This window comes from Candidatus Stoquefichus sp. SB1 (assembly GCF_001244545.1).
In the GTDB taxonomy this organism is placed as follows: domain Bacteria; phylum Bacillota_I; class Bacilli_A; order Erysipelotrichales; family Coprobacillaceae; genus Stoquefichus.
On sequence record NZ_LN852693.1, the window covers coordinates 237119 to 250197 of the forward strand.

Below are 13079 nucleotides of genomic sequence, written 5' to 3' on the forward strand. Positions count from 1 at the left end.
TCTTTTCATTTTGTTAATTTAATGTTAAAATATGTGTAGAAATTTGAAGGAGGAAAACTGAATATGAAAAAAATGTTTGCGTCATTATTGGCATTATCATTAATGCTAGTTGGATGCGGTGGTGGATCAGATGAGAAAAAAGATGATACACCAGTGATTGCTTTAGTTACTGATCAGGGAACTATTAGTGACAAATCATTTAACCAATCTGCATGGGAAGCTGTAGAACAGTATGCAAAGGAAAAAGGCTTAGGTAATAAATATTATAAGCCAGCGACATTTGATACTGCTGGTTATACTGCTCAAATTGAAAATGCAGTTGACAATGGTGCTAAGGTTATTGTTTGTCCAGGATTTAAATTCTCTGAAACAATTGCAAATGTTCAAGAAAAATACAAAGATGTTAAATTTATTTTAATTGATGCAACACCTGCTGATGCAAAAGGAAATGCTGTAGATCCAAAAGATAATGTTTATTGTGCATTATATAAAGAACAACAACCAGGATATTTAGCTGGTTATGCTGCTGTTAAAGAAGGTTATACAAAATTAGGATTTATGGGTGGTATTGCTTTACCAGCCGTTATTAACTATGGTTATGGATATTTACAAGGTGCTAATGATGCAGCTAAAGAATTAGGTATTAATGTTGAAGTGAAATATGCTTATACTGGTACATTTAATGAATCACCAGATATCAAATCAAAAGCTGCTGGATGGTATAACACTGGAACTGAAGTTATCTTCTCTTGTGGTGGACAAATTTGTAACTCAGTATTTGCTGCTGCTGAAGAATCAAATAAAATGTCAATTGGTGTAGATAGTGACCAAAAAGATGCAAGTAAAACTGTTTTAACTTCTGCAATGAAAGGTGTTAAAAAGACAGTTTATGATGAAATCGCTGCTGCATTTGATAACACATTTAAAGGTGGAGTTCATACACTAGATGCAACTGGTAATTATGTTGGATTATCAGAAGATTTCACAAGATTCAAAAAATTCACAAAATCTGATTATGATAAGGTTTTTGAAACTGTTAAGAGTGATAAAGTTAAAATCGTTACAAATGCTGATGTAGATAAAAATGCACAAGGTGATCCTAATACAAAAGTATTAAAAGATACATTTACAAATATTAAAGTTACATATGATAAATAATTCAAATCTTGAAAGTTGAATATTTATATGATTATGATGGGGTGAAATCATTTCTTTTGACTTCACTCTTTCTTTTTGATGTTTATCATTTCTATTATAATGATAGAAAAATTGATAATAGAAAATAAATTTATTTTCGAAATATAAAATTTATAGTATAATAATGGCGAGGTGAGGATATTGGAATACGCAATTGAAATGCTTAATATTACAAAAGAGTTTCCTGGAATTAAAGCCAATGATAATATTACTCTTCAAGTAAGACAAGGTGAAATTCATGCACTTTTAGGTGAAAATGGTGCAGGAAAGTCAACATTGATGAGTATTCTTTTTGGCTTGTATCAGCCAGATGAAGGTCAAATTAAAATCAATGGTAAAGAAGTTCAGATTAACAATCCAAATGATGCCAATAAATATGCGATAGGAATGGTTCACCAGCATTTTAAATTGGTTCATAATTTTACAGTTTTGGAAAATATTATTTTGGGTGTTGAAGATACTTCAATGGGATTTATCAAAAAAAATGATGCTCGTAAGAAAGTTGTTGAATTATCCCAAAAATATCATTTAAATGTTGATCCAGATGCTTATATTGAAGATATTACAGTGGGAATGCAACAACGTGTTGAGATTCTTAAAATGTTATTTAGAGATAATGATATTTTAATTTTTGATGAACCGACGGCTGTTTTGACACCACAGGAAATCGAAGAATTAATGCATATTATGAAAGGATTAATTAAAGAAGGAAAATCAATTATTTTTATTACGCATAAGTTAAATGAAATTAAAGCAGTTGCAGATCGCTGTACGATTTTACGTAAAGGTAAATATATTGATACAGTTGATGTTGCAAGTGTTTCAAAAGAAGAAATGTCTGAGAAAATGGTTGGTAGAAAAGTTAATTTTAATGTTGAAAAAGATGAAATTGAAACAGGTACAACAATTTTAAAAGTTGAAAATTTAACATATCATCCAAAGTCTTCTCATAAAGATATTCTTAAAAATATTTCTTTTCAGGTTCGTAGAGGAGAAATTGTATGTATAGCTGGAATTGATGGGAATGGACAAAGTGAACTCGTTTATGCGTTGACAGGAATGGTTCCGGTGACGAGTGGACATATTTATTTAAATGATGAAGATATTACAAAAACTTCTATTCGATATAGAAGTGATTGTGGTATGTCTCATATTCCTGAAGACCGACATAAACATGGTTTGGTTTTGGATTATACATTAGCTGAAAATCTGATTTTACGAAATTATTATAAACCTGAATTTGAAAAGCATGGTTTTATTCGTTTTGATAAAATGAATCAGTATGCTAATCAGTTGATTGATAAATTTGATGTAAGATCTGGTGAAGGTGGAAAATCAATTGCTAGAGGAATGTCAGGTGGTAATCAGCAAAAAGCAATTATTGCTAGAGAAATTGATAGCAATTCTGATTTACTGATTGCTGTTCAACCAACGAGAGGATTAGATGTAGGAGCAATTGAATTTATTCATAAACAATTAGTAGAACATCGAGATCATGATAAAGGTGTCTTATTGGTTTCGCTTGAATTAGATGAAGTCATGAATGTTAGTGATCGTATTTTGGTTATGTATGAAGGAGAAATCGTTGCTGATTTAAATCCTAAAGAAATTGATACGAAAGAATTAGGTCTTTATATGGCTGGGTCAAAGAGAGGTGTAGGATATGAATAATTTAAAAGATAGAATTTCTGCTTTATTCAAAAAAGAAGGCAGTAAGTCTGTTGTCTCATCTTTGGCTGCGATTGGAATGGGTTTATTGTTTGGACTATTAATTATAGTGATTGCCAATCCATCAGATGCTTTGTCGGGATTTAAATTACTTTTAACAGGTGGTTTTTATCGTGGTGCAAAAAGTTTAGGACAAGTTTTTTATCTTGCTGTTCCTATTATGATGACAGGGCTTTCTGTTGCTTTTGCTTTTAAATGTGGAGAGTTCAATATTGGAACACCAGGACAATATATTGTTGGTGCATTTACAGCTGTTTTTGTGGCTTTAAAATGTACATTTATTCCTGATTCAATATTATGGATTTTCTGTATCTTGGCTGCTGGTATTGCTGGAGCATTATGGGCTATTATCCCAGGTGTTTTAAAAGCCTTTAAAAATGTAAATGTTGTTATTTCATGTATTATGTGTAATTACATTGGTATGTTATTGGTAATTGAAGGAATTAAAGCTTTCATTTATAATCCGGCTGGAGCTGAATCATTTGCTGTACCAGCATCTAAAGCTATACCGGCTTTCGGGTTAGATTTGTTGTTTCCGGATTCAAATATTAACTTTGGAATTATTATTGCTATTGGTTTTTGTATATTAGCTTATATCATTATGAATAAAACAACTTTTGGATATGAATTAAAAGCTTGTGGTTATAATTCTAATGCTGCAAAATATGCTGGTATGAATGAAAAGAAATGTATTATTTTATCAATGGCGATTGCTGGTTTTTTTGCTGGAGTCGGTGGCGCTATTGCTTATCTTTCTGGAACTGGAAAAACATTACCTATCTCTGAAGTTTTACCAAATGAAGGCTTTAATGGTATTCCGGTTGCACTACTTGGTTTTAATAATCCAATTGGTTGTATTTTTGCGGCTTTATTTATTGGATATATTAATGTTGGTGGTAATTATATGCAATCATTAAATATTGCTGTTGAAGTTATTGATATTATTGTTGCATCAATTATCTATTTTAGTTCTTTTACTTTGTTTATTAAGATGATTTTCAATCATCATAAGAATAAAAAAATAAAAATAGAAGAAGGAGGGCATGAATAATGAATATTGTTTATTTCTTATTTGCGCAAACCTTATTATTTGCTATCCCTTTAATGGTTGTTGCTTTAGGGGGAATGTTTTCAGAACGTAGTGGTGTTATTAATATTGCTTTGGAAGGTATCATGATTTTAGGTGGTTTCTTTGGTATTTTCTTTATTAATTTCATGCAGACAAATCAGATTTTGTCTGGCCAGGCTTTGTTGCTGGTTGCTTTATTAGTTGCTGGTGTTGTTGGGGCATTGTTTTCACTTTTACATGCATTTGCTTCTATTCACTTAAAAGCTGACCAGACAATTAGTGGGACTGCGTTGAATTTGTTTGCACCTGCTTTGGGATTATTTATTGCTAAAACTGTTCAAGATGGTGTGCAAAGTGTTATGTTTGAAAATCAATTTAGAATTGAAGCTGTTCCAATACTTTCAGATATTCCGATTTTAGGAGATTTGTTTTTTAAAAATTGTTATTTAACAACATTTATAGGTATTTTCATTTTAATTGCTTCTTATGTTTTCCTTATGAAAACAAGAATAGGTTTGCGTTTAAGATCATGTGGTGAAAACCCTCAGGCATCTGATGCGGCTGGAATTAGTGTTTATAAAATGCGATATTTAGGTGTTGTTATATCAGGTTTTCTAGCTGGAGTTGGTGGCCTTATTTATATTTTACCAATTAGTACAGAATTCAATTGTAACGTGGCTGGATATGGATTCTTGGCACTTGCAGTATTGATTTTTGGAAATTGGAAACCATGGCGAATTGCTGGAGCTGCGTTCTTCTTTGGAGTGACAAAGACGATTGCATATACATATAATTCCATATCGTTTTTAGCAGCGCTTTCTTTGCCTGCGACTGCATATAAGTTAATCCCTTATGTTGCAACTTTAATTTTGCTTGCCTTTACTTCTAAAAATTCGGCAGCACCAAAAGCAGAAGGGGAACCTTTTGATAAAGCAAAACGTTAGAAAACTGATCAAGACAATAAGTCTTGGTCTTTTTTATTTTATTTTTTATAAAAATGAGTATAATAGTAATATGTGACAAAAAAGGAGGATTTATGAAAACTGTATATCAAATGAAGGGATATACTTTGCATCTTATCCCTACAAAGAAATTTAAAACGATTACAATATCTTTGCGAATGCAAAGTCCCTTAACTAAAGAAACAACAACATTGCGAACACTTTTAACATTTGTTTTAATTGCGGCAACCAAAGATTATCCATCTACAAAACTTTTAGCAAGTTATCTTGATGATAATTATGGGGCTCGTTTATCAACAAATGTAGCAACAAAAGGTCAATCTCAAATTATGAATGTTTATACGAGCTTTGTAAATGATGTATACCTTCCTCAAAATGAACAGTTATTGGAAAAACAAATTCAACTCTTGAGTGATCTCTTTTTTAATCCATTTGTTATTGATAATGCATTTGATGAAACAATTGTTGAATTAAAGAAAAAAGAATTAAAAGAAAGATTACAAGTGGCTAAAGATGATAAATTTTCTTATTCCTTAGATAAATTATTTGAATATATGGGAAAAGATCAAACATTGGGTGTTCCAAGTACTGGTTATGAAGATGAAATTGAAAAAATTGATGCTCATAGTCTCTATCAGTATTTCTTGAATTGTATTAATGAAGATGAGAAACATATTTATGTGGTAGGTGATATTGATGAAACGATTGTAGATATTTTTGAACAGTATTTGCAATTTCCAATGAATACGCATGATTATGCTTCTGCTTATACTTTTACGAGTGAACGTAAAGAAGTATTAGAAGTTATTGAAAAACAAGATATTACGCAATCTAAATTAAATTTGGGTTATCGTATTGACTGTGATTTTACATCTTTAAATCATTATGCTTTTACTGTTTTTAATGCTATTTTTGGTGGTTTCTCACAATCACGTCTTTTCCAGGTTGTAAGAGAAGAAAATAGCCTTTGTTATTATGTTTCCTCTAGTTATGATGCTTTTAATGGGATTATGCTTGTCAACGCAGGAATAGAGGCTGCTGATTACCATAAGACAATGGATTTAATTGCCCAAGAACTCACAAGAATACAAAATGGTGATTTGGCTGATCATGATATTGAAATTGCAAAAATGATGTTAGAAAATGCTTTACGTAAAACTAAGGATGAAGCTGGAAGTATGATTACCCTTGCTTATAATCGTGATATTACTCATAAAGAAGAGACAAATGATGAATATATTGCAAAATTATTAAATGTTAAGAAAGAGGATATTATTAATGTAGCCTCAAAAGTTCAATTAGATACAATTTTCTTCTTAACAGGAAAGGATTTCAATGAAAACAATTAATTATCAAACCCTTCAAGAAACATTATATTATGAACAAATGGATAATGGATTAAATGTTTATTTGTTACCTAAAAAAGGGTTTTCAAAAACTTATGGTCTCTTTTCAACTCATTTTGGATCAATAGATACGACTTTTGTTCCAATTGGAGAAACAGAAATGATAAAAGTTCCTGATGGCATTGCACATTTTTTAGAACATAAAATGTTTGAAATGGAAGATGGTGATGCTAGTAATGCTTTTGCAAAACTTGGTGCGAGTACAAATGCATTTACTTCTTCATCACGAACTGCTTATCTTTTTAGTACAACAAGTCATGAAAATGAATGTATTGAATTATTATTAGATTTTGTTCAAGATATTTATCTGACACCAGAAAATGTAGAAAAAGAAAAAGGAATTATTAATCAGGAAATTGGTATGTATGATGATGATCCTGATTGGCGTTGTTATTTTGGTAGTATTCAAAATCTTTATCAAAAACATCCAGTTAAGATTGATATTGCTGGAACGGTAGAAACAGTTGCGCAAATTGATAAAGAGACTTTGGAAAAATGTTATCATACATTCTATCATCCAAGTAATATGATGTTATTTGTGGTTGGAAATATTGAACCTAATGAAACCATGGAACTTATTCGACATAATCAGGCTCAAAAAGATTTTGAACGTGAAAATATGGTAGAAAGAGCAATTGTTGAAGAACCATATGAAATTGATCAAAAAGAAGAAGTTTTACAGATGGATGTTGTTATGCCAAAATTAATTGTTTCTATGAAAATAAATGATATTTTACAAGATCCAAAGGAAAAACTGAAACGAGAGTTAGGAATGAATGTGCTTTTAGATCTTCTTTTTGCAAGAAGTTCATCATTATATGAGAAATGGACACAAGAAGGGCTTATCAACGATAGTTTTAGTGCAAGTTTCACACAAGAACGTGATTATTCTTTTTTACAAATCGGTGGTGATACAACAAAACCTGAACAGTTAAAAGAGAAAATATTGGATTTGATTGAAGATATGAAAGACTATCAGATTTGTGAGGAAGAATTTAATCGTGTGAAAAAGAAAAATATTGGGATGTTAATTGGTGTTTTTAATAGTCCTGAAAGTATTGCTAATTTGTTTAGTCGTTATTATTTTGAAGGTATTATGATTTTTGATTTAATTGATTGTGTCTCAACATTAACATTAGATCAATTAAATGAGCTTAAACAGTTATTTAATTTAGACTATACAAGTACATGTATTATTTCACCAAAAAATAGTTAAAATAGCCAGTTTGAACTGGCTTGTTCTTTTTGGGATTGAAAGTGGAGAAATAGTTCCTGAAAAAGTCTTGGAAAATGGTAAAATCATAAATTTTTATGAAAAATTAAGGAATTTTAAAACATCAATAAAAGGGAGTTTACAGATTTTAATTTTATGATATAATGTGATTGACCTAAGAGATATATGTATTTCCTACACTATAGATACGGGAATCTGATTGTTGGTCGATGGTGTTGAATGCCTATCAAGAATAGGAATCCTAAAATCGAGCACAAGATACCCACCTGAATATACCAGGGATTAATCTAAAAAACTCTTAGGTTTTTCTTTTGGAGGAATGAATATGGCTAAAATAAGTGATGAAATGATCAAAGAGATTAATGAGTTAGCTCATAAAAGCAAAACTGTTGGATTAAGTGAAGAAGAAAAGCAAAGACAACATGAATTGCGTCAAGAGTATTTACGCATTTTTAGAAGTGGTTTTGATCAACAGTTGAAAAGCATTAAGGTTGTTGATGCAAATGGTCGTGATGTAACACCAAAAAAACTCAAAAAAGCAAAAAAATTGAATTAATTTATAGAAATTTGTCAAATTGATATTTGCTATTATGCTTAATTTGTGTATAATAACGATGAGTGTGTTTTGAGGAGGAAAAAGAAGAAATGAATCAATCGGAATTATCAATAGCGACAATTAGATCTTTAGGAATTGATATGATTAATAAAGCAAATTCAGGGCATCCTGGAATGGTACTGGGGTCAGCACCAGCTTTATATACCTTATTTACAAAGGAATTAAAGATATTTCCTCAAGAATCTGATTGGTTTAATAGAGATCGTTTTGTTCTTGCAAGTGGACATGCGTCTTCATTATTATACAGCTTATTACATTTGTCAGGTTTTGATTTGACAATGGATGATTTAAAAGCGTTTAGACAATGGCAAAGCCGTACACCTGGACATCCTGAGTTAGAATTAACTGATGGTGTTGATGCCTCAAGTGGACCTTTAGGACAAGGGATCCCAATGGCAGTTGGAATGGCAATGGCTGAATGTTATTTAGCACAACGCTATAACCAAGATGAATATGAAGTTGTCAATCACTATACGTATGCATTATGTGGTGATGGCGATATGCAAGAAGGTGTCACATATGAGGCCGCATCTTTAGCGGGACACCTGGCTTTAGGAAAATTAATTGTTATTTATGATTCAAATCATGTCACTTTAGATGGACCTTTGGATTATTCATTTAGTGAAGATGTGAAAAAAAGATACGAAGCTATGAATTGGCAAGTTATCTGTGTCAATGATGGTAATGATACAAATGCAATTTTAAAAGCAATCAAAAAAGGAAAGAAAGAAAGCTTTAAACCAACTTTAATTATTATGGATACAGTGATTGGTTATGGTTCTCAAAATCAGGGAACAAGTAAAGTTCATGGTGCTCCATTAGGTGAAGATGATGGAAAAAAAGCAAAATTATCTTATGGATTTGATCATGAAGATTTCTTTGTTCCTGAAGATGTTTATCTTGATTTTCAAAAAAATGTTATGAATCGTGGTAAACGTGCATTTAATAAATGGAAAAAAATGATGCGTGATTATAAAAATGCATATCCTGAACTTTATAAAGAACTTGCTGATGCAGTTAAAGGACAATATACATTTGATTATGAAAAAATGCTTCCTGATTATCCTGCAGGATTAAGTGAAGCAACACGTAACACAAGTGAAAAATTAATTAATGAAATTGCAAAGCAAAATCCAACGTTTTTATCTGGAACAGCGGATTTAGCATCTTCAACAAAAACAACAATCAAAGACGGTGGGCGTTTTAGTTGTGATGATTATAGCGGTCGAAATCTTTATTTTGGAATTAGAGAATTTGCTATGGTGACAATTATGAACGGGATGACCTTGCACCAAGGCGTTAAAGTTGCCTCAGGTGGTTTCCTTGTTTTTAGTGATTATTTCAAGGCTGCATTAAGAATGGCATGTTTAATGAAATTACCAATTATTTTGCCACTATCACATGATTCAATAGCTGTAGGTGAAGATGGACCAACACATCAGCCAGTTGAACAATTAGCGATGATGCGTTCAATGGTCAATATTCAGGTTCTAAGACCAGCTGATGCTTTTGAAATGTGTGCTGCATGGAAAAAAGCAGTAGAGACAACAGATAAACCAACTGCATTGATTCTTACAAGACAAAATGTAACGAATATGACAAATGCAACATTTGATGATGTTAATCATGGAGCTTATATTGTTTCATCTGAACAAAATCAATTGGATGGTATTTTGATTGCAACTGGTAGTGAAGTTGAATTGGCAATCAATGCACAAGCAGAATTGTTGAAAAAAGGACATGATGTGCGTGTTGTTTCAATGCCATCAATGGAATTGTTTGATGCTCAAAGTGATGAGTATAAGGAATCTGTATTACCTCAATCAATGAGAAAACGTCTTGGTATTGAAATGGCAACTGATTTTGGTTGGTATAAATATATTGGATTAGATGGAAAAATGATTTCTGTTAATCAGTTTGGTGCCAGTGCTCCAGCTGCTCAAGTGATTGAAGAATATGGCTTTACTGTTGAAAACATTGTGAATACTTTCTTAGCTATGTAAATATAATAAACTGTTAATATTTTTATTAACAGTTTTCTTTTTTTATATAAAAGAAAACGGTTTCATTTATGCACTTTTCTATGATATAATAATATTAGTTAAAAAGAATGAGGTGAGAGTATGAAAAAATTGAATCAAAAGTCTTTGGATTTTATAGATGATGTTATCTATAAACATAAAGACAAAAAAGGGCCTATTAAGTTGATGCTTCACGAAATTCAAAATGAATTAGGTTATATTCCTTTTGAAGCAATGGAAAGAATGAGTGAAGTTATTCATGAGCCAGTTTCTAAAATTTATGGAGTTGTAACTTTTTATTCACAATTTACAACAGAGCCGAAAGGAAAACATGTCATTAGTGTTTGCTTAGGAACTGCTTGTTATGTCAACGGCTCACAAACAATTTTAGATTTATTAGTCGAAATGACAGGTGCGCCTGTCAATGGAACAAGTGCTGATGGTGTTTTTTCAATTGATGCAACACGTTGTGTCGGAGCTTGTGGATTGGCACCGGTTGTGAGCGTGGATGGTACTGTTTTTGGTTGTACAAAGCAATTAGAAGACTTAAAAATGCTGGTTCTTGATTACAAAAAGGAGGAAGCTCCAGCATGAGACTAAAAGAGATTTTAGACATTGTGAATGGGCAGGAAGTTTATATTGATGATCCGCATGTGTATGATATTGATTTTCAAAATGCTTTTGGAACTGATTTGATGTCAGATGCATTGTGTCAATTAAGAGATGCTGATGAAACTGAATTATTAATTACTGGACTTGCGAATATGCAAATTTTCCATACTGCCAATACTCTTGATTTGGCAGCAATATTAATTGTAAGAGGAAAGCAGGTTGATGAGCATATGATACAAGGAGCTAAAATGAGTAATGTGAGTGTCTTTGTTACTGATTATACAATGTATGAAACTTGTGGACGTCTTTATGAAAAAGGACTAGGTAAATGAAAAAAGTTTATAAAATAGAAAAGGATAATTATGAAGATGCGGGACAGGCATCGCGTGATATTAAAATGACTTTAAAAACACTTGGTTTAGATCCAAAGGTTTTAAAGCGTGTTTCAATTGCTTGTTATGAAGCAGAAATTAATTTGGTTATTCATTCAGATGGTGGTGCAATTACTTTTGAAATAGACGATGATGGCAAAGTCTATTTATACTTTGATGATGTAGGTCCTGGTATTCCAGATATTCATTTGGCCATGACTCCAGGTTATTCTACAGCATCTAAAAAAGCACGTGAATTTGGTTTTGGAGCAGGAATGGGACTGGATAATATGAAAAATTGTGCAACAACTTTTGATATTCAATCTTCAAGCGATGGAACCCATTTGCAGATGACATTCGTATGAAACCAGTGATAAGTTGGCTCGATACAAAATGTTCACAATGTATTAAGTGTTTAAAATCATGTCCAACTGATGCTATTTCTATCGTTGATGAACAGGTTAATATCGATGAAGAGAAATGTATTCATTGTGATGTTTGTATTCAACGTTGTCCATCACGTGTTTTGAAGGTACAAAGTGCCCATATGAATGAAACACTTCAATGTCACGAATATAATGTTGCTTTGATTCCCACAAGTTTATTATCTGATATGAAATCATATGATGATTTTCAAAAAATTTGCCAGGCTATTTTGAAATTAGGATTTGATGAGGTTCATCATTATAGTGATATTGAAGGCTTTTTATATAAAAAAGCTATCTCGGAAAGTCATGAAAAAGAGGGAATTTGGTTGACTTCTTTTTGTCCAACCATTAATCAATTGATTGAAAAAAATTATCCAACATTACTTGATCGTTTGTTGCCATATGATTATCCTGTTGAAATTGCGGCTCGCAGAATCCGTCAGAAATTAAGTGATAAAGATGTTGGTATTTATTCACTATGTGAGTGCGTTGGGAAGATGACCTTAGCAAAAGAACCATTTGGAAATCAAGATTCTGCAATTGATTATGCGATGACGATATCACATATTTTTCCAAAAATTAATAAATTAAAAGATGATCATAAATATCCTATTACAATGAATAGATATGGTGTCAAAAGTAATGTCGAAGATTTGTTTGGTAATCGGAGCCTATCAGTTGTGAGAGTGGAAGGATTAAATCAAACACAAAGTTTATTAGATTTAATTGAATTTGATCGTATTCAACATGTTGATTTAGTCGCTATGTATGCCTGTTACCAAGGATGTATAGGTGGTTATTATTTGTGGTCAAATCCTTTTGAAGGTTGTTATAATATTGAAAGTATGATGGATGAATATACTTTAGAAAATATTGAGCTTGATGAACATGAATATCGCATTGATCATCAACTTGATCGCCAGGAAATGAAATCAATGAAAGAAAGAATGGCTTGGTTTGCTAAAGTGAATGAAATTCTAGAGACTTTACCTCAATATGATTGTGGCGCATGTGGTTTTGCTAATTGTCGCAGTTTGGCTCAGAGCGTTGTTGATGGAAAAGTTGATATTCAAAGATGTCGTGTAAGAAAACAGGGTGAGCAAAAATGAAACTTAAAGATTGTATAAATGAATTGGATATAAAGCTAGTGAACCATGCTTCACTAGAAAATGAAATTACGGATATTTATATTGGTGATTTATTAAGTTTTGTAATGGCTAATGGAAAAGAAGGTGCTTTATGGCTGACTGTACAAAAACATGTTAATGTTGTTGCGGTGGCTGAATTAAATGATTTTGCTGGTATTGTTTTTGTCCAAGGTGTGATTCCTGATGATGAAACAATTGAAAAGGCAAATGAATATCATATTCCATTATTGATAAGCCCATTAGATGCTTATTCATTAACAAAAGAATTTATGAAATTAGGTATTTAA

General features: G+C 31.6%; 13 protein-coding genes and 1 other RNA gene. All 14 read left to right on the forward strand.

The annotated features are described in order from the left end of the window. Nucleotides 1–63 precede the first annotated feature (63 nt). The 14 genes from BN1865_RS02255 (at nt 64) to BN1865_RS02315 (ending at nt 13079) form a co-directional block, all read left to right on the forward strand. Complete coding sequence (locus BN1865_RS02255; protein ID WP_050635636.1) at nt 64–1158, forward strand: BMP family lipoprotein; 1095 nt, start codon at nt 64–66, stop codon at nt 1156–1158. A 180-nt stretch (nt 1159–1338) separates the two neighbouring features. Continuing rightward, a complete protein-coding gene (locus BN1865_RS02260; protein WP_050635637.1) occupies nt 1339–2868 on the forward strand; it encodes an ABC transporter ATP-binding protein in 1530 nt (509 codons plus the stop codon). Further along, the gene (locus BN1865_RS02265) at nt 2861–3976 is read left to right on the forward strand and encodes an ABC transporter permease (protein WP_050635638.1); all 1116 of its coding nucleotides are present in this window, start codon (nt 2861–2863) and stop codon (nt 3974–3976) included. Before BN1865_RS02260 ends, BN1865_RS02265 begins: the two co-directional genes overlap by 8 nt. Next, the gene (locus tag BN1865_RS02270) at nt 3976–4938 is read left to right on the forward strand and encodes an ABC transporter permease (protein ID WP_050635639.1); all 963 of its coding nucleotides are present in this window, start codon (nt 3976–3978) and stop codon (nt 4936–4938) included. The genes BN1865_RS02265 and BN1865_RS02270 overlap by 1 nt, the downstream gene beginning before the upstream one ends. Nucleotides 4939–5030: 92 nt before the next feature. Further along, entirely contained in the window at nt 5031–6305 is a 1275-nt protein-coding gene (yfmF, locus tag BN1865_RS02275) for an EF-P 5-aminopentanol modification-associated protein YfmF (protein ID WP_050635640.1), read from the forward strand. After that, entirely contained in the window at nt 6292–7578 is a 1287-nt protein-coding gene (gene yfmH, locus BN1865_RS02280; RefSeq protein ID WP_050635641.1) for an EF-P 5-aminopentanol modification-associated protein YfmH, read from the forward strand. The genes yfmF and yfmH overlap by 14 nt, the downstream gene beginning before the upstream one ends. A gap of 166 nt (nt 7579–7744) precedes the next feature. Then, nucleotides 7745–7905: non-coding RNA, 6S RNA (gene ssrS, locus BN1865_RS17860), on the forward strand. A 16-nt stretch (nt 7906–7921) separates the two neighbouring features. Continuing rightward, nucleotides 7922–8152 (forward strand): DUF896 domain-containing protein, encoded by a 231-nt coding sequence (locus tag BN1865_RS02285; protein WP_050635642.1) that lies wholly within the window; start codon nt 7922–7924, stop codon nt 8150–8152. Between the two features lie 89 nt (nt 8153–8241). Continuing rightward, nucleotides 8242–10215 carry a transketolase gene (gene tkt / locus BN1865_RS02290; RefSeq protein WP_050635643.1) on the forward strand — a complete coding sequence of 658 codons (1974 nt, stop codon included), beginning with the start codon at nt 8242–8244 and terminating at the stop codon, nt 10213–10215. A 120-nt stretch (nt 10216–10335) separates the two neighbouring features. After that, the gene (locus tag BN1865_RS02295; RefSeq protein WP_050635644.1) at nt 10336–10827 is read left to right on the forward strand and encodes an NADH-quinone oxidoreductase subunit NuoE family protein; all 492 of its coding nucleotides are present in this window, start codon (nt 10336–10338) and stop codon (nt 10825–10827) included. Beyond that, the gene (locus BN1865_RS02300) at nt 10824–11177 is read left to right on the forward strand and encodes a hypothetical protein (RefSeq protein ID WP_050635645.1); all 354 of its coding nucleotides are present in this window, start codon (nt 10824–10826) and stop codon (nt 11175–11177) included. The genes BN1865_RS02295 and BN1865_RS02300 overlap by 4 nt, the downstream gene beginning before the upstream one ends. Beyond that, on the forward strand, nt 11174–11581 hold the full coding sequence (locus BN1865_RS02305; protein WP_050635646.1) for an ATP-binding protein: 408 nt from the start codon (nt 11174–11176) through the stop codon (nt 11579–11581). Before BN1865_RS02300 ends, BN1865_RS02305 begins: the two co-directional genes overlap by 4 nt. Then, entirely contained in the window at nt 11578–12753 is a 1176-nt protein-coding gene (locus BN1865_RS02310) for a [Fe-Fe] hydrogenase large subunit C-terminal domain-containing protein (protein ID WP_050635647.1), read from the forward strand. Before BN1865_RS02305 ends, BN1865_RS02310 begins: the two co-directional genes overlap by 4 nt. Beyond that, the gene (locus BN1865_RS02315; RefSeq protein WP_050635648.1) at nt 12750–13079 is read left to right on the forward strand and encodes a hypothetical protein; all 330 of its coding nucleotides are present in this window, start codon (nt 12750–12752) and stop codon (nt 13077–13079) included. Before BN1865_RS02310 ends, BN1865_RS02315 begins: the two co-directional genes overlap by 4 nt.

Bases quoted from the DNA above. Each gene is read 5' to 3' on its own strand.
- BN1865_RS02305 (WP_050635646.1), top strand. From the start codon at position 11,174: ATGAAAAAAGTTTATAAAATAGAAAAGGATAATTATGAAGATGCGGGA.
- BN1865_RS02265 (WP_050635638.1), top strand. From the start codon at position 2,861: ATGAATAATTTAAAAGATAGAATTTCTGCTTTATTCAAAAAAGAAGGC.
- BN1865_RS02270 (WP_050635639.1), top strand. From the start codon at position 3,976: ATGAATATTGTTTATTTCTTATTTGCGCAAACCTTATTATTTGCTATC.
- BN1865_RS02295 (WP_050635644.1), top strand. From the start codon at position 10,336: ATGAAAAAATTGAATCAAAAGTCTTTGGATTTTATAGATGATGTTATC.
- BN1865_RS02255 (WP_050635636.1), top strand. From the start codon at position 64: ATGAAAAAAATGTTTGCGTCATTATTGGCATTATCATTAATGCTAGTT.
- yfmF (WP_050635640.1), top strand. From the start codon at position 5,031: ATGAAAACTGTATATCAAATGAAGGGATATACTTTGCATCTTATCCCT.
- BN1865_RS02310 (WP_050635647.1), top strand. From the start codon at position 11,578: ATGAAACCAGTGATAAGTTGGCTCGATACAAAATGTTCACAATGTATT.
- tkt (WP_050635643.1), top strand. From the start codon at position 8,242: ATGAATCAATCGGAATTATCAATAGCGACAATTAGATCTTTAGGAATT.
- BN1865_RS02285 (WP_050635642.1), top strand. From the start codon at position 7,922: ATGGCTAAAATAAGTGATGAAATGATCAAAGAGATTAATGAGTTAGCT.
- BN1865_RS02315 (WP_050635648.1), top strand. From the start codon at position 12,750: ATGAAACTTAAAGATTGTATAAATGAATTGGATATAAAGCTAGTGAAC.
- BN1865_RS02300 (WP_050635645.1), top strand. From the start codon at position 10,824: ATGAGACTAAAAGAGATTTTAGACATTGTGAATGGGCAGGAAGTTTAT.
- yfmH (WP_050635641.1), top strand. From the start codon at position 6,292: ATGAAAACAATTAATTATCAAACCCTTCAAGAAACATTATATTATGAA.